Genomic DNA, 25475 nt, shown 5'->3' with positions numbered 1-25475 from the left:
CCGGTTCCTTATGCTGGTAGCAGGTTATGTGTCGCCAGATCGGCGGCAATATCTTCCAGCCCGAGTCGATGAAGCGTTTCTCGCGTTGGACAACCAAGCTGTGGGTCCCAGCCCATTTCCTTGTAGAAAAGCGTGAGTGACTGGTGCATATCATCGCGGTCCATTTTGTCAGTACCTTCACTGAAGACCGGAATCTGCGGATCTTTATCAAATACCCAGGAACAGATCAGGTCATGCTCATTGCGCATATCTTTGGTTTGCATCAGTTTTACCGTGTAGGCACGATGTAACGTAAAGATACGCTCAGCAGCTAAATCTAATTTTTCCTGCGTCATATCTTCGCCAGTGATTGCTTTAAAGAATTTGGCTTCTAGCGCAAGGTCGCCACGATAATTGCGGCTTTTCAGTGGCGAAACGGTCATTGGCCAGACCCAGTTGCACAGGGTGACGGCGTTATGCAAACAAACCCGCAACAGCGACCATTTGGCATATTTAATTTTTGCGTCATTGATCGGCGTGTAGTTTTTGGTTTCATCGTAAGCATCTTCAGAGCCAAAAAGCTCTTTTGCCACTTCACGCTGCAGTTTCAACGGCAAACCGGAGCCGATAAAGTTGATGTGCGTATGCGTCATACAGTCACGGTTGAACATGCAGTTAACGATAGAGCCGACCTGTGCCGATGCTTCATTGGCATGGTGAACCGGATAACCAAACGGCGACCAGAGTTTATTTTTTGCGTAGCCCCAGTACTCTTCACCCAAATTCCAGCGTTCAGCAATGGCATACGAGCCATCAGCCAGGTGACTCAACTCACCCACGCGGTGCGCCAGACGGTAGTAAAAATCTTTAATGAAATTAACGTCGCCAGCTTCCAGTTGATCCCAACGAATTTCCGCATACTCTTCAGCAGGCAGAACGCGCTTAAACACACCTTTGCTGTAACAATAGGTAAAGTCGCGATGCAACTGCCCGTAGTTACACCACAGCCCGTAGTCATCGAACAGATTCAGACCGACCAGATTACCAATTACCCGGCCATCATCTTTATCTTCAAAATCTTTCGGCCCGTTCGGGAAGATGGTGGTATGGACAAAGTTAGCGACACAGGTGTTACCACCTGTACTGGGTACACCAAACTCTTTAACCCGAGGAATGTTCATCTGGGTCATACAACGAATTGGGCATGAGTGGCAGCCACTCATTTTGACGGTGTATTTTTCTGCTGCAGGACCTAAGTCAAAGACGGATTTATAGGTGCGGAAACCGACCGTGTTCTGATTGCCTGGCGGGATTTCTCCTGTTTCAATCGGGCCGCCTTCCGCTGCGCCCCAAAACAGCCCTTTACGAGCTGTCCAGCGCGACTTGGGATCAGAGTACTCTGCCCACGATTGCGGCGTACTTGGCACGACATGATTGTTATTAGCGCCAATAAGTTCGGTCATCATATAGTCATTGAGCCGTTTCATCTCCTGGCGATCGGCAATGTTGACTCCTTTTGTCCCTTCAACCGCAATCGCTTTCAGGTTTTTGGAGCCCATTATTGCGCCAGTTCCCGCGCCGCCACTGTGGTTACGACTATTCAGCATGCCAGAGAGAGGCACAAGATTTTCACCCGCCTGACCAATAGCCGCTACACAGGTTTCAGGGCTGGTTAAACGGCAAATTTCTTCCGTGGTTGCACGCGTCCCTTTCCCCCACAAGAAATCGGCTTTCTCCAGGCTAACTTTGTCATCTTTTATATTTAGCCAGACCGGTGATTTCGCTTTACCCTCGATAATAATGACGTCGTATCCGGCGAATTTCATTTGTGCAGCAAAAAAGCCGCCCATATGGGCGTCGACGACTAAATTTCCTTTGGTAAATGTGGAAAGTGATGTGATATTTACGCGAGAACTACAGGGTGCACCAGACCCTGTCAACGGCCCCGTAGCAAAAACTAATTTATTTGCTTCATCGAAAGGTTTGGTGCCTGGAGGTACTTCGTCATACATAATTTTGTAGCCAAAGCCCATACCACCGACAAAATCTTTAAACTTACTGGAATCTTCGAGGGTAATATTTCCTGTCGTAAGATTGACTCTTAATATATTACCAGTCCAACCGTTAGCCATGATTTTTTCCTTTGCAAGATTCACACAGTAATATCTTTCCACTCGATAATTTTTAACGCCCCTGTCGGGCAGGCGTTTGCGCATTCACCGCACAACACACATTTCGAGGATTTTTTAGTTTCAGTATTTACGGTGGCCATCATCCACGGGCATGCCGTAGTACAGGCGCTACAACCAATGCAACGTTTATGATCGACGGTTATACATCCCTCTTCCTGCTGCCAGGTAATCGCGCCAATCGGGCAGACGTTCAGGCATTGAGGATCTTTACACTGGCGGCAGGTGTCGGCGGTATAATTCAGATCGCCGTATAAGCCGCCACCGGAACCTACGCCCTTGTCGCCAAAGAAATAATTACGATGGATTTTGATGCGGGAGAAAAAAGTACCAACGGCGCCATCGTTATAGTTGGTACAGGAGATTTCACAGCGGTGGCAGCCGGTGCAACGCGCACGCTGGGTAACTAACACGCCTTTGGGCGTGTTTATCAGCCCCACCGTGCCGCTATCGACCTCTTCCTGTTTACAGCCCAAAAGTGACAATAACGCAGGGGCTATTGTTAAACCAGCAAGACCTTTTCCTGATATACGCAAGAACTCTAATCGCGTTAAGCCAATATCTAATAGTGGACGTTCAACCGGGTTCATTTATTTCGCATCCTCTTCGCAAACACAGTGCTGACAATTCAGCAGCCTGATATTAAGCATTCAACTAATACGCTGCTGACTATGCCTCCAACACCAGATATTTTTGTCCTAACCCGATAGCGTATGAGACATGATTTAACGCAAGCAAACTAATCCTTTATGGTTAGGAGAAAAAATAATGTGATTATTCTTAGCCCTTAACATTGATCGTTATCAATTAAAAACGGAAAGCAGGAGATTAAAAGCGGAGTGATATTTGTTATCATTTGAAATGAATTTCATTTACTCTACAATAATTTGTGATATACATTCCAGAATATAGAAATAGTTAATTCGCTATAAAATTAAATACATATCGCAATTAATATGGTTGCCTTACATCCATTTATAAAAATAAACTTACATGTGACGATATAATAAAACAGAGGGGATAAGGCGTTACGCGCTATCCCCGAACAATTATTTCACCAGTGCATTAATGACTGTTTCCATCGCCTGCTTTTCTAATTCGCTGCGTTGGATACGTTTATTTGCTAAAGCTGTACGCAGCACACCAGCGATGACGATGTGTTTTGGCTCCTGGCCCAGGTCACGCATCTCCAACACCACTTTCCCTACCACTCTGCACATTTCGCGGTACAGTTCATCATCTTTTGTCCGGTTGCCCATTATTCACACCCATTTATCATGCCAGTTATCAGCATATATCAATCTCATTACTTAAACAAAAAACAAACAAAATCAAACAAATAACTCGATAAATTATTATAATTGCATCTGTTGTGTCACGAGGGTATGCACTCTGTCTTTACTCCTGTCATCCTCCGCCTTCCAGCCATCGCCTTCCCGTTGCGCAAACAGCGATGATTTTGCGTAATCTGCTATCGAGGACGTTAAATCTTTGATAACAGTTTATTGTGTATATGCATGAATGTTTTTGAAACGCTGTTTTTGTTTTCCTTTTTGATTAAATTCAGCGTATAATCCGCGCCAATTGACTCTTGAATGGTTTCAGCACTTTGGACTGTAGAACTCAACGACTCAAAAACAGGCACTCACGTTGGGCTGAGACACAAGCACACATTCCTCTGCACGCTTTTTCGATGTCACCTATCCTTAGAGCGAGGCACCATCACTTTCGTAATACCGGATTCGCTTTCCGGCAGTGCGCCCAGAAAGCAAGTTTCTCCTATCCTTCTCAACTTAAAGACTAAGACTGTCATGAAAAAGACCAAAATTGTTTGCACCATCGGCCCAAAAACCGAATCTGAAGAGATGTTAGCTAAAATGCTGGACGCGGGCATGAACGTCATGCGTCTGAACTTCTCTCATGGTGACTATGCAGAACACGGTCAGCGCATTCAGAACCTGCGCAACGTGATGAGCAAAACCGGTAAAACTGCCGCTATCCTGCTCGATACCAAAGGTCCGGAAATCCGCACCATGAAACTGGAAGGCGGTAACGACGTTTCCCTGAAAGCAGGCCAGACCTTTACTTTCACCACTGACAAATCTGTTATCGGCAACAGCGAAATGGTTGCGGTAACTTATGAAGGTTTCACTACCGACCTGTCCGTCGGCAACACCGTACTGGTTGACGATGGTCTGATCGGTATGGAAGTTACCGCTATCGAAGGTAACAAAGTTATCTGTAAAGTACTGAACAACGGTGACCTGGGCGAGAACAAAGGTGTGAACCTGCCTGGCGTTTCCATCGCCCTGCCGGCACTGGCAGAAAAAGACAAACAGGACCTGATCTTCGGTTGCGAACAAGGCGTAGACTTTGTTGCTGCTTCCTTTATCCGTAAACGTTCTGACGTTGTCGAAATCCGTGAGCACCTGAAAGCGCACGGCGGCGAAAACATCCAAATCATCTCCAAAATCGAAAACCAGGAAGGCCTCAATAACTTCGACGAAATCCTCGAAGCATCTGATGGCATCATGGTTGCACGTGGCGACCTGGGTGTAGAAATTCCGGTTGAAGAAGTTATCTTCGCCCAGAAGATGATGATCGAAAAATGTATCCGTGCACGTAAAGTCGTTATCACTGCGACCCAGATGCTGGATTCCATGATCAAAAACCCACGTCCGACTCGCGCAGAAGCCGGTGACGTAGCCAACGCCATTCTCGACGGCACCGACGCAGTAATGCTGTCTGGTGAATCCGCAAAAGGTAAATATCCGCTGGAAGCTGTTTCTATCATGGCGACCATCTGCGAACGTACCGACCGCGTGATGAACAGCCGTCTCGAGTTCAACAACGACAACCGTAAACTGCGTATCACCGAAGCAGTTTGCCGTGGCGCAGTTGAAACTGCTGAAAAACTGGATGCTCCGCTGATCGTCGTAGCGACCCAGGGCGGTAAATCTGCTCGTGCAGTACGTAAATACTTCCCGGATGCAACCATTCTGGCGCTGACCACCAACGAAAAAACGGCTCATCAGCTGGTACTGAGCAAAGGCGTTGTACCGCAGCTGGTTAAAGAAATTACCTCTACTGATGATTTCTATCGTCTGGGTAAAGAACTGGCGCTGCAGAGCGGTCTGGCGCACAAAGGCGACGTCGTAGTCATGGTTTCTGGCGCGCTGGTACCGAGCGGCACGACTAACACCGCATCTGTTCACGTCCTGTAATATTGCTTTTGTGAATTAATTTGTATATCGAAGCGCCCTGATGGGCGCTTTTTTTATTTAATCGATAACCAGAAGCAATAAAAAATCAAATCGGATTTCACTATATAATCTCACTTTATCTAAGATGAATCCGATGGAACCATCCTGTTTTCTCTCATTTTTTTTATCTAAAACCAAGCGTTCGATGTTTCTTTGAGCGAACGATCAAAAATAAGTGCCTTCCCATCAAAAAAATATTCTCAACATAAAAAACTTTGTGTAATACTTGTAACGCTACATGGAGATTAACTCAATCTAGAGGGTATTAATAATGAAAGCTACTAAACTGGTACTGGGCGCGGTAATCCTGGGTTCTACTCTGCTGGCAGGTTGCTCCAGCAACGCTAAAATCGATCAGCTGTCTTCTGACGTTCAGACTCTGAACGCTAAAGTTGACCAGCTGAGCAACGACGTGAACGCAATGCGTTCCGACGTTCAGGCTGCTAAAGATGACGCAGCTCGTGCTAACCAGCGTCTGGACAACATGGCTACTAAATACCGCAAGTAATAGTACCTGTGAAGTGAAAAATGGCGCACATTGTGCGCCATTTTTTTTGCCTGCTCATTACGCCTATTGCGTCGCGCGTAACATATTTCCTTGCTCTGGTTCACCATTCTGCGCTGACTCTACTGCAGACGCATTGCTGGCTACTGGAGTTGTTCCACTGCTTACCGCAACCGGATACCCTGCCCGACGATACAATGCTTTATCGACTAACTTCTGATCTACAGCCTTATTGTCTTTAAATTGCGTGAAGCCTGCAGGCAGTGCGTACGGCATTGTCTGAACGTTCTGCTGTTCTTCTGCCGATAACGGTCGATGCACTTCAACATAACGCATCCCGTTCGGTTCTACAGAGTATTTTACCGGTTCGTTGATCACTCTTACCGGCGTTCCCGTTCTCACACTGGAGAACAGTGCTTTAATGTCCGGCGCGTTCATACGCATACAGCCTGAACTGACGCGCAAACCGACGCTGTCCGGCGCACTGGTGCCATGAATGAGGTATTCGCCGTTGCCGTGCGCCAGGCGCAGTGCATAGCGTCCCAGAGGGTTATTCGGCCCGGCTGGAACAACTGGCGGTAATTTGATGCCTCGCTCCAGTGAACGCTGACGAATACCCGCCGTGGGCGTCCAGGTAGGATTGGGGATTTTCTGCCCTACCCGTGTTTCCATCACTGGCGTTTCCAGCCCCTGCAAGCCAATGCCTATCGGGTAGACCTGCACGATATTTTCTCCCGGCGGATAATAATAAAGACGCAGTTCCGCAAGGTTCACAATTATCCCCTGGCGCGGTGCATCAGGTAATAACAGTTGCGAAGGAATGGTTATTGTCGTGCCTGGTTTTGGCACCGGAGCAATTGTGTTATTGGCTTCAAGGATCAACATTGCCGCAGTATCAAAACGACGGGCAATAGCCTGAAGGTTTTTATCCCCCTCTTGCACCGTATAGGTTTGATTTTGCCCAACCAGTCGGCTTCCGGTTGGTGGGAGCGGGTAATCTACCGCCCAGGCTGCCTGAATGGCGCTGAAAGCGCCGATAAGAGTCAGTGTTAGTAAAGACGCGCGTTTCATTGTAAACCTCCTGTATTTGCCGGTGGCTCACGCTGAAACGACGGATGGCGCTTATGTTTACCTGAAACCGAAACACTCCTGTGCAGGCCAGTGTAAACATCGACCACCCGGCAAAGTGAGCCTACCGGATGAAAGCTGTTCCTTTAGTTTAGCTAAGTGCAGCGGCTTTGGCGCGAATTGCGCGAATCATCGCTTCCAGACCTTGTGAACGTGATGGGGTGAGATGTTGGGTGAGCGCCATTTTTTCAAACCACGGACGCACATCGAAATGGACAATATCCTGCGGCGTCATTTGATCGTAGAGAATAAAAACGACCGCAATAAGCCCTTTCACAATGGCCGCATCGCTGTCGCCCTGCAATTCAATAATTCCCTGCGCATTCTGGCGCATTACAATCCATACCTGACTCTGGCATCCCTGAATACTATTTTGCGGGCTTCTGTCTTCGTCGCCTAATTCCGGCAGACGCTGTCCCAGTTCAATAATGTAGAGATATTTCTCTTCCCAGTTGGTGCAGCGTAAAAAGTTACGCAGCAATTTTTCTTTATCCGGCAATACAGCCATAGAGCCTCCCTTTTACCCCAGTAGACGATGAATACGTTGCAATCCAGTTACCAGACGATCCACTTCTTCATGGGTGTTGTACATTGCCAGCGACGCCCGACACATCGCGGGTACGTTGTAATAGGCCATTAATGGCATTGCGCAGTGATGTCCGGTACGCACAGCAATACCGTAGTTATCAAGAAAACTGCCGACGTCATAGGCGTGGTGTTTACCGAGATTAAAGGCAATAACGCCAAGTCTGTCCGGCGGACCATAGAGCGTAAGATCCGGCACCGCAGCCAACTGCGACAATGCGTAATGCATCAGATTCTGTTCATACTCGGCTATGTTATTAAGCCCAAGCGCCGAAACATACTCCAGCGCCGCGCCAAGGCCAATAATACCTCCGGTATTGGGCGTACCGGCTTCAAACCGCCACGGCGCTTTGGTCCAGGTAGTGCCTTCACTCAGGCTGACGGTGGCGATCATTGAACCGCCACCTTCCCACGGCGGCATCTCCTGCAACAAGGCTTCTTTGACATACAGCACGCCAATGCCGGTGGGGCCATACAGTTTATGCCCGGAGAAAACGTAGAAATCGCAATCCAGTGCCTGAACATCCACCGGATGATGCATCACCGCCTGAGCGCCATCCACCAGCACTTTTGCGCCATGTTGGTGCGCAAGCGTGATCATCTCCGCCAGCGGATTTTCCGTCCCCAGCACATTAGACACGTGAGTAATTGCCAACAGTCGGGTTTTCTCATCAAACAGCGTAGGCAGCGTCTCCAGTTGCAGCGTACCGTCTGGGTTGAGAGGGATTACACGCAGCTCTGCGCCAACACGGGCGCAAAGCATTTGCCAGGGAACAATGTTAGCGTGGTGCTCCATCTGACTAATGATGATGTTATCGCCCGTCCGCACATTGCTGTTGCCCCAGCTATTGGCGACCAGATTGATCCCTTCCGTCGTGCCGCGGACGAACACCAGCTCTTCCGCCGAACGGGCATTAATAAACAGCGATGCCCGCTTGCGCACGTTTTCCATTTTCTCGGTCGCCTGGGCGCTTAACGTATGAATACCGCGATGCACCGCCGCGTAGCCGTGACGATAAAACTCGGCCTCGGCGTCAATCACCTGGCTAGGTTTCTGCGCACTGGCGGCGCTGTCGAGATAAGCCAGTGGCAGACCGTTCACTTCACGCGAAAGCACCGGAAAATCGGCCCGCACTTTGTCGACGGAAAAAGTCATCTTGCACCTCCCGGCAGTCGTTGACCGATTCGGGCCAGCACCTGCTGTTTAAGCCCTTCATCACGCAGTGCTTCCGTCAGTTCGGCGGCAAAGGCGTAAATGATCATCTGCTGGGCATCCTGCTGATTGATCCCGCGCGAACGCAGATAGAACATCTGTTCGTTATCAATACGCCCCACCGTCGCACCGTGGCTGCATTTCACATCATCAGCATAGATTTCCAGCTGTGGTTTGGTATCCACTTCCGCCAGTTTACCCATCAGCAGATTATTGTTGGTCATCTGGCCGTCAGTCTTGATGGCGTGCTGCGCGACGTTGATCAAACCGTTAAACACCGCGCGACCTTTGTCGCTGACGATAGTTTTGTGCAGCTGGCGGCTATTGCAAAAACCTTTATTGTGTTCCAGCCAGGTGCGGGTATCAAACACTTCGTTTTTCACCGGCATCGCCAGGCTATTGATGCGCAGCGTGCTGTTTTCGCCATTGAGTTGCGTACTGGTATTGTGTCGTAACACGGCGCCGCCAAGCAGGAAACTGTGGCTAAATGCCGTGGCATCGTCTGCCAGCAGCAAGTCATTATGCGCAAAGTGGTGGCTGACCGGGTTTTCAAACGCCAGCTTGATATGCTGCAAGTGGGCGTTCGCTGCGACGTTGATAGTGAACCGTGCGCCAGTGAAATGACGAGCATCATTAAGACTGACAAAATGTTCAATCACCGTTGCTTCGGCACCTTCCGCCAGATCCAGATGATGCCGGTAATGGGCAGTGTTTACCTCTTCACCTGCCACGCCCTGGGTAATATGCATTAACAGCAATGGCTTTGCAGGCCGTTGACCGCGCTTCACGGCGATATGCGTCACGCTTTGGGCCAGGCTTTCCGTCAAATGCAGAAACACTTCCGCCTGAATAGCGTCGGGTAACCCCTGACGGTCGTCATTAATGCTCACTTCATATCCGCTGCCTTCAGTTGCATCGCTCAGCGCAGGCATGTAACGTCCATCGACAAACACCAGCCGCACGGCGTCTAACGTTAACGCTAAGGCATCGCGTTGTTGCGGGGATATCTCACCCGCAATGCTGACAAACTGGCTATTGGTCAGCCCTTCCAGCGGCGTATATTTCCAGTGCTCATGTTTACGTGTCGGCAGCCCGGTACGCAGCAATTGTTGTAAATGCTGCTGTGCTTCTGGAGAACGTTTCGCCCCTTCAGCTTCAAACAAATGATGCCACTGTTGCAGCGCATTACTGCTGTTCGGTAAGCCAGCCATAACCCTGCTCCTCCAGTTGCTTGACCAACGTGAAATCACCGGATTTCACAATTCGCCCCTGATACAGAACATGGACGTAATCAGGCTTGATATAGTCAAGAATGCGTTGGTAGTGCGTAACAATGATGAATGAACGCTTGCCATCACCCAGCGAGTTCACGCCATCGGCAACCACTTTTAATGCGTCGATATCGAGCCCGGAGTCCGACTCATCAAGAATGCACAGTTCCGGTTCCAGCACCGCCATTTGCAAAATATCGTTGCGCTTTTTCTCACCACCAGAAAAACCAACGTTGACCGAACGCGTGAGTAAATCTTCCGGCATCTTCAGGAGAGCAATTTTTTCTTCCATCAAATCCTGAAAATCAAAGCGGTCGAGCGTTTCCTGGCCGCGATAGCTGCGCACCGCATTAAGTGCCGTTTGCAGGAAAAACTGGTTACTGACGCCGGGAATTTCCACCGGATACTGGAAGGCCATAAAAATGCCTTCACCTGCACGATCTTCCGGCGACAGCGCAAGCAAATCTTTGCCTTTAAACTCAACCGTGCCGCCCGTCACTTCATAATCTTCGCGCCCGGCAAGCGTTGCCGATAAGGTACTTTTACCCGAACCGTTTGGCCCCATAATGGCGTGAACTTCACCGGGACGAACGTCGAGGCTTAATCCGCGCAGGATAGCTTTATCTTCCACGCTGACGTGTAAATCTTTAATACTTAACATGTTTATTCCTTATCCGACGCTGTGTTCAAGACTGATGGCGAGGAGTTTTTGTGCTTCAACGGCAAATTCCAGCGGCAGTTCCGAGAACACGTCTTTGCAGAAGCCGTTAACAATCATCGAGATGGCGTCTTCTTCGCTGATCCCGCGTTGCAGGCAGTAAAACAGTTGATCTTCACCAATACGTGATGTCGTTGCCTCGTGCTCCAGTTGTGCGCTGTTATTGCGACATTCGACATACGGGAAGGTATGCGCCCCACAATTAGCGCCAATCAGCATTGAATCGCACTGAGTGAAATTGCGCGCATTTGTCGCCGTCGGCATGATTTTCACTAACCCGCGATAACTGTTCTGGCTGTGTCCGGCAGAGATCCCTTTCGAGATAATGGTTGATTTGGTGTTTTTACCAATGTGGATCATCTTGGTGCCGGTATCCGCCTGCTGATGGCCGCTGGTCAGTGCCACTGAGTAAAACTCACCAATGGAGTTATCGCCGCGCAGAATGCAGCTGGGATATTTCCACGTAATGGCTGAACCGGTTTCTGATTGCGTCCACGACATTTTGCTGTTTTCGCCTTCGCACAAGGCTCGCTTGGTGACGAAGTTGAGAATACCGCCAGTGTTGTTATCACCAGGGAACCAGTTTTGTACCGTGGAATATTTCACCTCGGCGTTTTTATGGATGATGACTTCCACCACCGCCGCGTGTAACTGATAGCTGTCACGCACCGGAGCGGAACAGCCTTCAATGTAGCTGACGTAGCTGTCTTCATCGGCCACCAGAATGGTGCGCTCAAACTGCCCGGTTTTTTCCGCGTTAATGCGGAAATAGGTGGAGAGCTCCATCGGGCAGCGCACGCCTTTAGGCACATAAATAAACGTACCGTCAGAGGCCACTGCCGCATTAAGCGCGGCAAAGAAGTTGTCATTCCCGGGTACCACAGTGCCGAGATATTTCTTCACCAGTTCTGGGTGATCGTGAATCGCCTCGCCAAAGGAACAGAAGATAATTCCCTGCTCCGCCAGTTTTTCGCGATAAGTGGTGGCAACCGAAACAGAGTCGAAAATGGCATCCACCGCCACCTCTTTGCCTTCCCGCACGGGAACGCCTAGCTGCTCAAACGCCGCCTCCACCTCTTTACTTAAAAAGGCGTTCGCGCCAGTTTGCTGCACCGCGCCGGGTTCAGACGCACAGGTATCGTCACAATTACCGCACGACGGTGCCGAATAATAGCTGTAATCCTGATAATTCAGCTTGTCGTAGTGCGCTTTCAGCCAGTGCGGCTCTTCCATCTCCAGCCATGCGCAATAGGCGTTAAGACGAAACTCCAGCATCCACTCCGGCTCATTACGCTTCGCCGAAATTGCGCGCACCACCTCTTCGTTTATCCCCTTTGCCAGCTCATCGGTGGCTAACTGGGTGAAGAATCCTTCTTTATAATTCAGCGGGCCGCCGGTCCATGTTTTGACATCGTCAGTTGCTTCAGTATTACGAGACATAGTACCGCCTATACCCCAAAGCTTTCGCCACAGCCACATTCATTCTGGGCTTTCGGGTTGTGAAATTTGAATATCTGATTGAGTCCTTCGCGAACGAAATCGACTTCCGTGCCATCAATAAACGGCATCGCTTGCAGCGGGACGAACAGCTTCGCGCCGTCGAGTTCAAACTGCAGATCATCTTTCTCTGGCTCGCTGACGCTGTCGAGCACATAGCCAAAGCCCGCGCAGCCTGTTTGTTTGACGCCTAAACGCACGCCAACCATGCCCGACTGCTTCGCGACTAACTCACGTATATGCGCCGCGGCTGCGGGTGTTAACGTTAAGCCTTGCCAGGCGAAATCCTGTGGATTAAACGTTCCTGAATGCATGTCCATCGATTTACCTCACTTCATCGCTTTCAGCGGATAACAGCATGTTAGTGATAATGATTATCAGTTCAACCCAGCAAACGCAGGGGCTTTAGCGTAAAACATGCTTTTTGCCTGTATTTAATAAGCATAGACCCTGATGAGAGGGTTAACAGGCATGCTAAGAATTAGGTATCTCATTGTTAGATAATGATTATTATCGCACTGGCGTTAAGGCTGTGATGGAAAAGAAAAAGTTGTATCGAAAATGACTATTTAAGAGATAGGTAAAAAAGTGGCGAGTTCAGAAATAAGAAAACCCTTAAGTCTGTGCATCACAGGCTTAAGGGCTTCTACCCCATCCGGCGCTTATCTCCGGCACTCATAGTGGCTTAGCTCTTGAAGGGGCGATAAGAATAATCTCATAAGACTACGTCGCCGTTTTAACACAAACTGCGATTTGTATTATTTTTGAACAATATCAGGCAGGTAACAACGGGAGGGCGGTCAGAAAATAATCGTCAGACCTGGACAGATGTTAATCCAGGTCGATGGGCGTTCAGACTATGTTCAGTAGGGATTAATGCACGCCCAGACGCCAGGCGAAGTAGATTTCTTCTTTCAGCTCCGTAGAAGAGAGGGTAAGCAGGTCAGCAAATTCAAGTTCGAGTTGTTTCAGACGCTTGAGATATTGAGCGGGTGAAAGATTGCTTTGGTCACGGCGTAAAAATTCGATGGCCAGCTGGGTGGGATTAAGTTGAGTAGACATAGCATCCTCGCTTTAGACAAGACCTGCACAGTATACCACCGTTTACTGCGCAGATAATAACCAAAAGCAATATGCATCACACTTTTCTGGTGACAACGTCACAAAATGGCGGTCGTCAATCGTGATGAACAACACAAACGCCCTTTCTCATCGAAGATTTCGATCTGCCAGACCTGATGCCGTGAACCGAGATGCAGCGGTTTACAAACGCCGCGTACCCGCCCTTCTCGTGCTGAGCGAACATGGTTAGCATTGACTTCCAGGCCAACCACTTTTTGCTCGCCTTCGGTACATAAATAACCGGCAACGGAGCCGATACTCTCAGCCAATACTACGGACGCCCCGCCATGTAGCAGCCCAAAAGGCTGCTTTGTCCGCGAGTCTACTGGCATTGTCGCTTCAAGGGTGTCATCACCAATATGTTCAAAGCGAATATCCAGCAACCCCACCATGTTTCCTTCACCCATAGCATTCAGTGCTTCCAGGGTGATTTTACGTTTCCATATCATTTAATAATCTCCAGTAATGCCTGCACGGGATGGCGTACCCCCGTCCCTTCAACCCGTTTAACCTGGCTGCGGCAAGAATACCCGGTTGCCAGACAGCGATTACGCGGTAGACGCTGCATTGCCTGATGCCAGGATAACTCATAGATCCCGAGCGAGTTTTTATGGTTTTTCGCCTCATGTCCGTAAGTCCCTGCCATGCCGCAGCAACCCACGCTGACATTTTCCAGTTTCGCGCCAAAACGGGCAAATATCGCGGCCCATTGTGCTGGCGCCCCCGGCAAGGCGGTAACTTCAGTACAGTGACCAAAGAAATACCATGATTCACCGCTGACTGCTGTCACTGGCTGTGACTGAAGCGCGCTTGCCAGCCATTCATTCGCCAGTAAGACGTTAAACTCGCCACGCGCCTCGCCCAGAGCCAGTTTATATTCATCGCGATAACAAAGTACCAGCGCCGGATCGACACCCACCATTGGCATACCCAGTTTCGCCATGCGGTTAAGGAAATCCGCCGTTTTTTTCGCCGTCTTCGCAAAACGATTAAGAAAGCCTTTGATATGCTGCGCTTTACCATTCGGTGAGAATGGCAACAGCACCGGCTGGAAACCTAATTTTTCGACCAAACGAACAAAATCCGCCACCACCTGCGCATCGTAATAACTGGTGAAAGGATCCTGCACTACCAGCACCGTGCGTGCTTTCTGTTCTGAACTGAGCGCTTCAAGCTGTTCCAGCGTCATGTTTGCCGAGCGATGCCCCACCATTTGTTGTTGCAGCGACGGCACTGAAAGCAGCGGCAAATCGACCATACCGATGTGTTTTTCCGAGAGTTTGCGCACCAGCGGCTGGTTAATGAAGAAGTTAAAAGTCTTTGGCGCACGCGCCATCAGCGGTGCGTAACTTTCGACCGTTGCCACCAGATGATCGCGCAATGGGCGTAGATAACGCGTGTGATAGAGTTGCAAGAAACGAGAGCGAAACTCCGGTACGTCAATTTTGATCGGACACTGAGTCGAACACGCTTTACAGGCCAGGCAGCCCGACATTGCCTCTTTGACTTCGTGCGAGAAGTCATATTCGCCTTTATTTGCATGCCAGCTATTGCGCATACGGGCAATTAACGTGCGCAAGCTGACGCCAGACTCTGGCAGCTCTTGCTCCAGTTTTAGAGGATCAACGCCGCGATCCGCCAGCAAACGTAACCATTCACGCACCAGCGTCGCACGCCCTTTCGGGGAATGAATCCGGTTCTGAGTTATCTTCATTGACGGACACATCGGGCTGCGGGCATCAAAGTTGAAGCACAAACCGTTGCCATTGCATTCCATAGCGCCGCGCCACTGCTGGCGTACCGCGATGGGGATTTGTCGGTCATACGTGCCACGCTTTACCGCGTCCACTTTCATCATTGGCGCGTCAATACCTTCTGGTGGGCAGATTTTCCCTGGATTTAGTCGGTTATGCGGATCAAACGCCGCTTTAACCTTACGCAGTTCTGCGAAAAGCTCCTCACCGAAAAACGCCGGACTGTATTCGGCACGAAAACCTTTACCGTGCTCGCCCCATAACAAGCCACCGTATTTTGCAGTCAGCGCCACCACGTCATCAGAGATTTGCTTCATCAACATCTCTTGTTGCGGATCGCACATATCCAGCGCCGGACGGACGTGCAAAACACCAGCGTCAACGTGGCCAAACATACCGTAGCTTAAACCGTGGCTGTCGAGCAGTGCGCGAAATTCAGCAATATAATCTGCCAGATGTTCCGGCGGCACGCAGGTATCTTCGGCAAATGGAATCGGTTTGGCTGCACCTTTGGCATTGCCGAGCAGGCCGACGGCTTTTTTGCGCATTGCATAAATACGTTCAACACCTGCCAGCTCACTGCACACCTGCCAGCCGATCACCCCTGCCTGCTGGCTGGCAATCAGTTCATCCAGCCGCGCACAGAGTGAATTTACCCGCTCGTCAATCAGCGCCTCATCATCTCCGGCAAATTCAACAATGTTCAGCCCGAGCATCTCTTTGTCTGGCACATTGGTAATCAGTTCGCTGACGGAATGCCAGACAATATCTTCCCGCGCCAGATTCAGCACTTTTGAGTCTACCGTCTCTACCGAAAGCGCACGCGCCTCAACCATAAACGGCGCATTACGTAGCGCGGAGTCAAAAGAGTCATATTTGACGTTCACCAGACGGCGCACTTTAGGCAAGCGCGTAATATCCAGCCGCGCTTCGGTAATAAAGGCCAGCGTCCCTTCTGATCCGGTCAGAATGCGCGTCAGGTCGAACTCGGTCATTTCATCGTTAAAGACATGACGCAGATCGTAACCGGTAAGAAAACGGTTAAGTTTGGGGAATTTGTCGATGATTAACTGGCGTTGCTGACGGCAACGTTGATAGACAGTGTTGTAGATCCGCCCAATCGTGGTATTGGTTTTACCCAGCGTTTCAGCAAGTTCGACGGGTAAAGGTTGCGTATCGAGAATATCGCCCCCCAACAACACCGCCCGCACGCCCAACACGTGATCTGACGTTTTGCCATAGACCAGCGATCCCTGACCTGATGCATCGGTATTGATCATCCCGCCGAGCGTTGCCCGGTTGCTGGTCGAAAGTTCTGGTGCAAAAAAGTAGCCGAACGGTTTCAGGTACTGATTGAGTTGGTCTTTTATCACCCCGGCCTCAACGCGCACCCAGCCCTCTTCAGGGTTAATTTCGATGATGCGGTTCATATGGCGGGACATATCAACAATAATCCCCTGGTTGAGCGCCTGACCGTTAGTGCCGGTGCCGCCGCCGCGGGGGGTAAAGATCAGCGATGTATAGCGTTCCTGGGCGGCAAGACGGGCGATCAGCGCCACATCTGCGGTTGAACGCGGAAATACCACCGCATCGGGGAGAAGTTGGTAAATACTGTTGTCGGTCGACATTGTCAGACGATCGGCATAACTTGTCGCCGTATCGCCGGTAAAACCTTGTTGCTCCAGCTCTTGCAAAAAATTAAGCACCAGTTGAACGACGCCGGGTGCCTGGGAAATCTGTGGAATCATTATATTGACCCTTTCCTGCGGTCTGTGATGTAGGTCGATACACTGTTCTTTCAGGCTGCTGCAATAGCGCACTGAAAGGTGATGTTTGTTTACTCTATGGATTTCGAGTTGCAGGAAGGCGGCAAGCGAGTGAACTCCAGGAGCTTACAAAAGTAAGTGACTGGGGTGAACGAACGTAGCCGCAGCACATGCCACTTGAAATACGACGAGTAAATCGTTTGCGTGTTACCTGAGTTGTTGTACCACATTTTTTTCTAACACGCCCATCAGAATTAAGGGCAGAATCGGCCTGTTAAAAACCGCTGAAATTGCTCATCATTATGCAGGTGAGTTTCGCGTGTTCACGTCGCGTCGACGATTTGACGCACAAAAAAGGTGAAAAGTAGTTATGGTAAATGTTCGTCAGCCCAGGGATGTCGCACAAATTCTGCTTTCGGTGCTGTTTTTAGCCATCATGATTGTGGCATGTCTGTGGATCGTTCAACCCTTTATTCTCGGCTTCGCATGGGCCGGTACGGTGGTTATCGCCACCTGGCCGGTATTGTTACGTTTGCAAAAGATCATGTTTGGCCGCCGCTCTCTCGCCGTTCTGGTAATGACGTTGCTCCTGGTGATGGTGTTTATCATCCCTATCGCCTTACTGGTTAACAGTATCGTCGACGGCAGTGGCCCGTTAATTAAGGCCATCTCCAGTGGCGATATGACATTACCGGATTTAGCGTGGCTTAATACCATTCCGGTGATTGGCGCGAAGCTGTACGCAGGCTGGCACAATTTGCTGGATATGGGCGGCACGGCAATTATGGCGAAAGTCCGTCCTTATATTGGCACCACTACCACCTGGTTCGTCGGGCAAGCCGCGCATATCGGGCGCTTTATGGTGCATTGTGCCTTAATGCTGCTCTTCAGCGCCCTGTTGTACTGGCGCGGTGAACAGGTGGCGCAAGGCATCCGACATTTTGCGACCCGTCTGGCGGGCGTTCGTGGTGATGCGGCAGTTCTGCTGGCGGCACAAGCTATCCGCGCAGTGGCGCTGGGCGTTGTGGTCACTGCTTTAGTACAGGCTGTACTTGGCGGTATCGGTCTGGCCGTTTCTGGTGTGCCTTACGCCACGCTGCTAACGGTATTAATGATCCTCTCCTGCCTTGTTCAGCTAGGCCCGCTGCCAGTGTTGATTCCGGCGATTATCTGGCTCTACTGGACCGGCGATACCACCTGGGGAACGGTATTGTTAGTGTGGAGCGGTGTGGTTGGCACTCTGGATAACGTCATCCGCCCAATGCTAATTCGCATGGGCGCAGATTTACCGCTGATTCTGATCCTCTCCGGGGTTATTGGTGGTTTGATTGCTTTCGGTATGATCGGTCTGTTTATTGGTCCGGTACTACTGGCTGTTTCCTGGCGTCTGTTTGCTGCGTGGGTTGAAGAAGTCCCGCCGCCGACTGACCAACCAGAGGAAATTCTCGAAGAGCTGGGCGAAATCGAGAAACCGAATAAGTAATTTCTCATCAGGCGGCTCTGCCGCCTGATTGTTAATCACTGCTAATTGATATTTCATTCCTCCAGTCCGTATTTTCCTGCTTACCGCCATTCAGCTGGCAGTATCTGTCGCAAATCCTTTACAGTTTTTAAACTAATGAGACGAATCTGATCGACGCAAAAAGTCCGTATGCCTACTATTAGCTCACGGTTATAAATCAACATATTGATTTATAAGCATGGAAATCCCCTGAGTGAAACAACGAATTGCTGTGTGTAGTCTTTGCCCATCTCCCACGATGGGCTTTTTTTTAACATTTTTTGCTTCATTACCCCGCCTCTCGTTCTTTCCAATAATGTTGCACAAGATACTGTGACTCTCTTCAAGCCGTAAGCAGGCTGATAATGTTATTTATATTTTATTCTTTTTTTCATGCAGCCATTACACGATGAACGCTTATGAACTCCAGGCACTACGCCATATTTTTGCCATGACCATTGATGAATGCGCGACCTGGATTGCCCTGACGGGCGACAGTGAAAGCTGGCAACAATGGGAGAAAGGAAAAACGGATATTCCTGACGAGATAGTTGAAAAACTGCTGGCAATGCGCCAGCAAAGAAAAAGGCATCTTCACGCCATCATAGAAAAAATAAACAACCGCATCGGCAACAATACCATGCGTTTTTTCCCCAATTTAACCGCATTTCAACGTATCTACCCAGAAGGTAATTTTATTGACTGGAAGATTTACCAGTCGGTCGCAGCTGAATTATATGCGCACGATCTTGAACGCCTGTGTTGATATTTTAACGGGATACAACGGACGTCATGACAAAAATAATAAACGGATGCTGACATAACAACAGCAACTTTTTAAGCAATATTGCTAAGTAGATCTTATGAAAAATCCCTACCTCCCTACCGCGCTTGGGTTGTATCTCAATTACCTGGTGCATGGTATGGGTGTCATTTTGATGACTTTAAATATGGCCTCGCTGGAGACGCTCTGGCAGACCAATGCCGCAGGCGTTTCGATTGTTATTTCATCATTAGGTATAGGACGATTGAGTGTCTTGCTTTTTGCAGGATTATTATCCGATCGTTTTGGTCGCCGCCCTTTTATTATTCTGGGTATGTGCTGCTATATGGCCTTCTTTTTTGGCATCCTGCACACCAATAACATCATTATTGCTTATGCTTTTGGCTTCCTGGCGGGCATGGCGAACAGTTTTCTCGATGCTGGTACCTATCCCAGTTTGATGGAAGCCTTTCCTCATTCACCGGGTACAGCCAATATTTTAATTAAAGCCTTTGTCTCCAGCGGGCAATTTTTATTGCCGCTAATTATCAGCCTGTTAGTGTGGGCTGAACTGTGGTTCGGTTGGTCTTTTATGATTGCCGCGGCGATTATGATCGTTAACGGTCTGTTTTTATATCGCTGTACCTTTCCACCACATCCGGGCCGTCGCTTGCCTGTGGTAAAGAAAGCGACCACTTCCGCGGGGCATCGCTGCTCAATTATTGATTTAGCCAGTTACACCCTCTATGGCTATATTTCAATGGCAACCTTTTATCTGGTTAGCCAGTGGCTGGCACAATACGGGCAATTTGTCGCTGGCATGTCATACACCATGTCGATCAAATTACTCAGTATCTATACCGTGGGTTCGCTGCTGTGTGTATTTATTACTGCTCCACTCATTCGTAAAACCGTTCACTCAACAACATTGTTGATGCTGTACACTTTTATCTCATTTATCGCCCTGCTCACCGTCTGCCTGCATCCCACATTTTATGTGGTGATAATATTTGCTTTCGTCATCGGTTTTACCTCCGCAGGTGGTGTTGTACAAATTGGCCTGACGTTAATGGCGGAACGTTTTCCCCATGCCAAAGGAAAAGCAACGGGGATCTATTACAGTGCGGGCAGCATTGCAACATTTACCATTCCGTTGATTACGGCTCATCTTTCGCAAAGAAGTATTGCCGATATTATGTGGTTCGATACCGCCATCGCTGCTATCGGCTTTTTACTGGCGCTGTTTATTGGCGTACGCAGTCGAAAAGAAGCACAACATCCATCATTAAAGGAGAATGTTGCTACGGGCGGGTAATGCAATATTCTTTTCAGGTCATGCAAGATCTTACGGATAAATTACTCTTTCTGCGCTAATTAAGGAAAATCGCGATCAAAAACAAACTATCACATGCAATATTCCTGGAAACATAAACTTTATGCCATGTACCCAGAGAAAATCATCTTCAGTATAGTGATTATGAAAACCGTCGAAATACAACACGGACGGTAACAAAATTATCTTTCAGCAAGGAGCTGTGAAAATGTCTCAAAATAAGGCTTTCAGCACGCCATTTATCCTGGCTGTCCTTTGTGTATACTTCAGCTATTTCCTACATGGCATTAGTGTTATTACGCTTGCACAAAACATGTCATCTCTGGCAGAAAAGTTTTCTACCGATAACGCCGGTATCGCCTATTTAATTTCTGGTATCGGTCTGGGCCGTCTGATAAGTATTTTATTCTTCGGTGTAATCTCCGATAAATTTGGTCGACGAGCAGTAATATTCATGGCCGTTGCCATGTATATGCTGTTTTTCTTTGGTATTCCGGCCTGCCCAAGTTTAGCTCTCGCTTACGGTCTGGCTGTGTGCGTTGGTATCGCCAACTCAGCCCTGGATACCGGTGGATATCCGGCGTTAATGGAATGCTTCCCGAAAGCCTCGGGTTCAGCCGTAATATTGGTTAAGGCGATGATATCGTTCGGGCAAATGCTCTATCCGATGCTGGTGAGTTATATGCTGTTGAATAACATCTGGTACGGTTATGGGCTGATTATCCCAGGCATCGTATTTGTGCTGATCACGCTGATGCTATTGAAAAGTAAATTCCCTGGCCAGTTGGTGGATGCCAGCGTAGCTGGTGAACTACCGCAAATGAACAGTAAGCCGTTAGTCTGGCTGGAAGGTGTTTCATCGGTGTTGTTCGGTGTTGCCGCATTCTCGACCTTTTATGTAATTGTCGTGTGGATGCCCAAATATGCGATGGCGTTTGCCGGTATGTCGGAAGCTGAGGCATTAAAAACCATCTCTTATTACAGTATGGGTTCGCTGGTCTGTGTCTTTATTTTTGCCGCACTATTGAAAAAAATGGTGCGTCCCATCTGGGCTAACGTGTTTAACTCAGCACTGGCAACGGTAACCGCCGCTATCATTTATCTGTACCCTTCTCCACTGGTCTGTAATGCCGGGGCTTTTGTTATCGGTTTTTCTGCTGCTGGCGGTATTTTACAGCTTGGCGTTTCAGTCATGTCCGAGTTTTTTCCAAAAAGCAAAGCCAAAGTCACCAGTATTTATATGATGATGGGTGGCCTGGCCAATTTTGTTATTCCGCTGATTACCGGTTATCTGTCGAATATCGGCCTGCAATACATCATCGTTCTCGATTTTACTTTCGCGCTTCTGGCCCTGATTACCGCAATTATTGTTTTCATCCGCTATTACCGCGTTTTCATTATTCCTGAAAATGATGTCCGGTTTGGCGAACGCAATCTTAGCACCCCGGTTAAACACAATTAAGCAAAGAAATTAGAGGAGTTAATTATGGATGTTACCGCTAAATACGAATTGATTGGCCTGATGGCCTATCCTATCCGCCACAGTTTATCGCCTGAAATGCAAAACAAAGCCTTAGAAAAAGCGGGATTGCCATTTACCTATATGGCCTTTGAAGTGGATAACGATAGCTTTGCCGGTGCAATTGAAGGCTTAAAAGCCTTAAAAATGCGCGGAACCGGTGTGTCGATGCCTAACAAACAACTGGCGTGTGAATATGTTGATGAATTAACACCTGCGGCAAAACTGGTTGGCGCTATCAATACCATCGTCAATGATGACGGCTACCTGCGCGGCTATAACACCGACGGCACGGGCCATATTCGCGCCATTAAAGAGAGCGGTTTTGATATCAAAGGCAAAACGATGGTGCTGCTAGGTGCCGGTGGTGCCTCAACGGCGATTGGCGCACAGGGGGCAATTGAAGGTTTAAAAGAGATTAAAATCTTCAACCGTCGGGATGAATTCTTCGATAAAGCCCTCGCCTTCGCGCAGCGGGTCAACGAAAACACCGATTGTGTCGTCACCGTTACCGATCTCGCCGATCAGCAAGCCTTTGCTGAAGCCCTGGCTTCCGCCGACATTTTAACCAACGGCACAAAAGTGGGTATGAAGCCTCTTGAAAATGAATCATTAGTTAACGATGTCAGTATGTTACACCCAGGACTGCTGGTCACTGAATGCGTGTATAACCCGCATATGACGAAGTTATTGCAGCAGGCGCAACAAGCAGGTTGCAAAACGATTGATGGATACGGCATGTTGTTGTGGCAAGGGGCTGAACAGTTCACGTTATGGACTGGCAAAGATTTCCCTCTGGAATACGTTAAACAGGTCATGGGGTTCGGCGCCTGACAGGCTGACCGCGTGCAGAAAGGGTAAAAAATGAAAACCGTAACTGTAAAAGATCTCGTCATTGGCACGGGCGCACCAAAAATCATCGTCTCGCTGATGGCGAAAGATATCGCCAGCGTGAAATCCGAAGCTCTCGCCTATCGTGAAGCGGACTTTGATATTCTGGAATGGCGTGTGGACCACTTTGCCGACCTCTCCAGCGTGGAGTCTGTCATGGCCGCGGCAAAAATCCTCCGTGAGGTAATGCCAGAAAAACCGCTGCTGTTTACCTTCCGTAGCGCTAAAGAAGGCGGCGAGCAGGCGATTTCCACTGAGGCTTATATTGCACTCAATCGCGCAGCCATCGACAGCGGTCTGGTCGATATGATCGATCTGGAGTTATTTACCGGCGATGATCAGGTTAAAGAAACCGTCGCCTATGCACATGCGCATGATGTGAAGGTTGTCATGTCCAACCATGACTTCCATAAAACGCCGGAAGCCGAAGAGATTATTGCCCGTTTGCGTAAAATGCAGTCCTTCGACGCCGATATTCCTAAAATTGCGTTGATGCCGCAAAGCACCAGCGATGTCCTGACGTTGCTTGCCGCTACCCTGGAGATGCAGGAGCAGTATGCCGATCGTCCAATCATCACGATGTCGATGGCAAAAACTGGCGTAATTTCCCGTCTGGCTGGTGAAGTATTTGGTTCGGCGGCAACCTTTGGCGCAGTAAAAAAAGCCTCTGCGCCTGGGCAAATATCGGTGAATGATTTGCGCACAGTATTAACTATTTTGCACCAGGCGTAATAAATAACGTACCGGCGGGAGTAACCTTCCCCGCCGTATTAAAATAATATTTTTAAAGAGTATTTGATAAAAATATTCTGTGGGTATCTGTGCGCTATTTTTAATGCTTGCGCAGAGAAACCCACACCTGAATCAGGAAAAAATAATGAAACCTGTAAAACCACCTCGTATTAATGGACGCGTGCCGGTCCTGTCGGCACAGGAAGCGGTAAGTTATATTCCCGACGAAGCAACGCTTTGTGTATTAGGTGCAGGTGGCGGTATTCTGGAAGCCACCACATTAATTACCGCTCTTGCTGACAAATATAAACAAACCCAGACACCGCGTAATTTATCGATTATTAGCCCTACAGGGCTTGGCGATCGCGCCGATCGGGGTATTAGTCCGCTGGCGCAAGAAGGTCTGGTGAAATGGGCATTATGCGGCCATTGGGGACAATCACCTCGTATTTCTGAACTCGCAGAACAAAATAAAATTGTTGCCTATAACTATCCACAAGGTGTGCTCACTCAAACATTGCGCGCTGCTGCTGCCCACCAGCCAGGAATTATTAGCGATATTGGTATCGGAACGTTTGTCGACCCTCGCCAGCAAGGCGGCAAACTGAATGAAGTGACTAAAGAAGATCTGATTAAACTGGTCGAGTTTGATAATAAAGAATATCTCTATTACAAAGCGATCGCGCCAGATATTGCCTTTATTCGTGCCACCACCTGCGACAGCGAAGGCTACGCCACCTTTGAAGATGAATTGATGTATCTCGACGCATTGGTTATTGCCCAGGCGGTGCACAATAACGGTGGTATCGTGATGATGCAGGTGCAGAAGATGGTTAAGAAAGCCACGCTGCATCCTAAAGCTGTCCGTATTCCAGGTTATCTTATCGATATTGTGGTGGTCGATCCGGACCAAACCCAACTGTATGGCGGTGCGCCAGTTAATCGTTTTATTTCTGGTGACTTCACCCTGGATGACAGCACCCAACTTAGCTTGCCTCTTAATCAGCGTAAATTAGTCGCGCGGCGCGCATTGTTTGAAATGCGCAAAGGTGCTGTGGGGAATGTTGGTGTCGGTATTGCCGACGGTATTGGCCTGGTCGCCCGGGAAGAAGGTTGTGCTGATGACTTTATTCTGACGGTGGAAACAGGCCCAATTGGCGGTATTACTTCGCAAGGTATCGCCTTTGGCGCGAACGTGAATACCCGCGCCATTCTGGATATGACGTCCCAGTTCGATTTTTACCACGGCGGTGGTCTGGATGTCTGTTATTTGAGTTTTGCCGAAGTCGACCAGCACGGTAACGTCGGTGTGCATAAATTCAATGGCAAAATCATGGGTACAGGTGGATTTATTGATATCAGTGCCACCTCGAAGAAAATCATTTTCTGCGGCACGTTAACTGCGGGCAGTTTAAAAACAGAAATTGCCGATGGTAAATTAAATATCGTCCAGGAAGGACGGGTAAATAAATTTATCCGTGAACTACCGGAAATTACTTTTAGCGGAAAAATCGCGCTCGAACGGGGACTGGATGTTCGTTACATCACCGAACGTGCTGTATTCACCCTGAAAGAAGACGGCCTGCATTTAATCGAAATCGCGCCTGGCGTCGATTTACAAAAAGATATTCTCGACAAAATGGATTTCACCCCAGTTATTTCGCCAGAACTGAAAATGATGGACGAAAGATTATTTATCGATGCGGCGATGGGTTTTGTCCTGCCTGAAGCGGCTCATTAACAGGA

The 25475-nt window shown here is 48.9% G+C and carries 22 protein-coding genes, 1 other RNA gene and 1 pseudogene; 11 read left to right on the top strand and 13 right to left on the bottom strand.

The window, feature by feature from the left end; translation table 11 throughout:
- Nucleotides 1–8 precede the first annotated feature (8 nt).
- From D9597_RS21930 to fumD, 3 genes are all read right to left on the bottom strand, one after another.
- Complete coding sequence (locus D9597_RS21930; RefSeq protein ID WP_130224705.1) at nucleotides 9–2111, bottom strand: aldehyde ferredoxin oxidoreductase; 2103 nt, start codon at nucleotides 2109–2111, stop codon at nucleotides 9–11.
- A gap of 20 nt (nucleotides 2112–2131) precedes the next feature.
- The gene (locus D9597_RS21925; protein ID WP_130224703.1) at nucleotides 2132–2758 is read right to left on the bottom strand and encodes a ferredoxin-like protein; all 627 of its coding nucleotides are present in this window, start codon (nucleotides 2756–2758) and stop codon (nucleotides 2132–2134) included.
- 459 nt (nucleotides 2759–3217) lie between these two features.
- Nucleotides 3218–3427 (bottom strand): fumarate hydratase FumD, encoded by a 210-nt coding sequence (gene fumD / locus D9597_RS21920; protein ID WP_000528337.1) that lies wholly within the window; start codon nucleotides 3425–3427, stop codon nucleotides 3218–3220.
- A 350-nt stretch (nucleotides 3428–3777) separates the two neighbouring features.
- On the opposite strand from fumD, the gene D9597_RS23555 reads away from it, so the two are divergent.
- The 3 genes from D9597_RS23555 (at nucleotide 3778) to lpp (ending at nucleotide 5939) form a co-directional block, all read left to right on the top strand.
- Complete coding sequence (locus D9597_RS23555; protein ID WP_242664678.1) at nucleotides 3778–3972, top strand: hypothetical protein; 195 nt, start codon at nucleotides 3778–3780, stop codon at nucleotides 3970–3972.
- Between the two features lie 7 nt (nucleotides 3973–3979).
- Nucleotides 3980–5392 carry a pyruvate kinase PykF gene (gene pykF, locus D9597_RS21915; RefSeq protein ID WP_064530058.1) on the top strand — a complete coding sequence of 471 codons (1413 nt, stop codon included), beginning with the start codon at nucleotides 3980–3982 and terminating at the stop codon, nucleotides 5390–5392.
- A 310-nt stretch (nucleotides 5393–5702) separates the two neighbouring features.
- Entirely contained in the window at nucleotides 5703–5939 is a 237-nt protein-coding gene (lpp, locus tag D9597_RS21910; protein ID WP_000648420.1) for a murein lipoprotein Lpp, read from the top strand.
- A gap of 63 nt (nucleotides 5940–6002) precedes the next feature.
- On the opposite strand, the gene ldtE is transcribed toward lpp, so the two are convergent.
- The 10 genes from ldtE to D9597_RS21860 form a co-directional block, all read right to left on the bottom strand.
- Nucleotides 6003–7007, bottom strand: coding sequence for a L,D-transpeptidase LdtE (gene ldtE / locus D9597_RS21905; protein WP_130224701.1), 1005 nt, complete (start codon nucleotides 7005–7007; stop codon nucleotides 6003–6005).
- Between the two features lie 148 nt (nucleotides 7008–7155).
- Nucleotides 7156–7572, bottom strand: coding sequence for a cysteine desulfuration protein SufE (gene sufE / locus D9597_RS21900; protein ID WP_130224699.1), 417 nt, complete (start codon nucleotides 7570–7572; stop codon nucleotides 7156–7158).
- 12 nt (nucleotides 7573–7584) lie between these two features.
- On the bottom strand, nucleotides 7585–8805 hold the full coding sequence (gene sufS / locus D9597_RS21895; protein WP_130224697.1) for a cysteine desulfurase SufS: 1221 nt from the start codon (nucleotides 8803–8805) through the stop codon (nucleotides 7585–7587).
- A complete protein-coding gene (gene sufD, locus D9597_RS21890) occupies nucleotides 8802–10073 on the bottom strand; it encodes a Fe-S cluster assembly protein SufD (protein ID WP_130224695.1) in 1272 nt (423 codons plus the stop codon). The genes sufS and sufD overlap by 4 nt, the downstream gene beginning before the upstream one ends.
- On the bottom strand, nucleotides 10048–10794 hold the full coding sequence (gene sufC / locus D9597_RS21885; protein WP_130224693.1) for a Fe-S cluster assembly ATPase SufC: 747 nt from the start codon (nucleotides 10792–10794) through the stop codon (nucleotides 10048–10050). The genes sufD and sufC overlap by 26 nt, the downstream gene beginning before the upstream one ends.
- 9 nt (nucleotides 10795–10803) lie before the next feature.
- Entirely contained in the window at nucleotides 10804–12291 is a 1488-nt protein-coding gene (gene sufB / locus D9597_RS21880; protein ID WP_130224691.1) for a Fe-S cluster assembly protein SufB, read from the bottom strand.
- A gap of 8 nt (nucleotides 12292–12299) precedes the next feature.
- Complete coding sequence (gene sufA, locus D9597_RS21875) at nucleotides 12300–12668, bottom strand: Fe-S cluster assembly scaffold SufA (RefSeq protein WP_130208234.1); 369 nt, start codon at nucleotides 12666–12668, stop codon at nucleotides 12300–12302.
- 553 nt (nucleotides 12669–13221) lie between these two features.
- Nucleotides 13222–13410 carry a YdiH family protein gene (locus tag D9597_RS21870; RefSeq protein WP_088376204.1) on the bottom strand — a complete coding sequence of 63 codons (189 nt, stop codon included), beginning with the start codon at nucleotides 13408–13410 and terminating at the stop codon, nucleotides 13222–13224.
- A gap of 98 nt (nucleotides 13411–13508) precedes the next feature.
- The gene (menI, locus tag D9597_RS21865) at nucleotides 13509–13919 is read right to left on the bottom strand and encodes a 1,4-dihydroxy-2-naphthoyl-CoA hydrolase (protein ID WP_130224689.1); all 411 of its coding nucleotides are present in this window, start codon (nucleotides 13917–13919) and stop codon (nucleotides 13509–13511) included.
- Nucleotides 13916–16972, bottom strand: a complete 3057-nt coding sequence (locus D9597_RS21860; protein ID WP_130224687.1) for an FAD-binding and (Fe-S)-binding domain-containing protein — start codon at nucleotides 16970–16972, stop codon at nucleotides 13916–13918. The genes menI and D9597_RS21860 overlap by 4 nt, the downstream gene beginning before the upstream one ends.
- Nucleotides 16973–17360: 388 nt before the next feature.
- Between D9597_RS21860 and ydiK the strand changes: the two genes are divergently transcribed.
- From ydiK to D9597_RS21820, 8 genes and pseudogenes are all read left to right on the top strand, one after another.
- Nucleotides 17361–18473: an AI-2E family transporter YdiK gene (ydiK, locus tag D9597_RS21855; RefSeq protein ID WP_000248636.1), complete on the top strand. Its 1113-nt coding sequence runs from the start codon at nucleotides 17361–17363 to the stop codon at nucleotides 18471–18473.
- A 185-nt stretch (nucleotides 18474–18658) separates the two neighbouring features.
- Nucleotides 18659–18766, top strand: an RNA gene (rprA, locus tag D9597_RS21850) — antisense sRNA RprA.
- Nucleotides 18767–18900: 134 nt separating this feature from the next.
- A complete protein-coding gene (locus tag D9597_RS21845) occupies nucleotides 18901–19257 on the top strand; it encodes a YdiL family protein (protein ID WP_130218933.1) in 357 nt (118 codons plus the stop codon).
- A gap of 97 nt (nucleotides 19258–19354) precedes the next feature.
- Nucleotides 19355–20569 carry an MFS transporter gene (locus tag D9597_RS21840; protein ID WP_130224685.1) on the top strand — a complete coding sequence of 405 codons (1215 nt, stop codon included), beginning with the start codon at nucleotides 19355–19357 and terminating at the stop codon, nucleotides 20567–20569.
- A gap of 226 nt (nucleotides 20570–20795) precedes the next feature.
- Nucleotides 20796–22062, top strand: a pseudogene (locus D9597_RS21835) (MFS transporter).
- An 11-nt stretch (nucleotides 22063–22073) separates the two neighbouring features.
- Nucleotides 22074–22940, top strand: coding sequence for a quinate/shikimate dehydrogenase (gene ydiB / locus D9597_RS21830; protein ID WP_130218929.1), 867 nt, complete (start codon nucleotides 22074–22076; stop codon nucleotides 22938–22940).
- A 30-nt stretch (nucleotides 22941–22970) separates the two neighbouring features.
- A complete protein-coding gene (aroD, locus tag D9597_RS21825; RefSeq protein WP_130218927.1) occupies nucleotides 22971–23729 on the top strand; it encodes a type I 3-dehydroquinate dehydratase in 759 nt (252 codons plus the stop codon).
- A gap of 145 nt (nucleotides 23730–23874) precedes the next feature.
- Nucleotides 23875–25470, top strand: coding sequence for an acyl CoA:acetate/3-ketoacid CoA transferase (locus tag D9597_RS21820; protein WP_130224683.1), 1596 nt, complete (start codon nucleotides 23875–23877; stop codon nucleotides 25468–25470).
- The last annotated feature ends 5 nt before the right edge of the window (nucleotides 25471–25475 follow it).

It is taken from the genome of Escherichia sp. E13S3 (assembly GCF_004212325.1).
In the GTDB taxonomy this organism is placed as follows: domain Bacteria; phylum Pseudomonadota; class Gammaproteobacteria; order Enterobacterales; family Enterobacteriaceae; genus Escherichia.
Note: the sequence above shows the minus strand (reverse complement) of the source record. Positions and strands in the feature narration are given on the sequence as shown.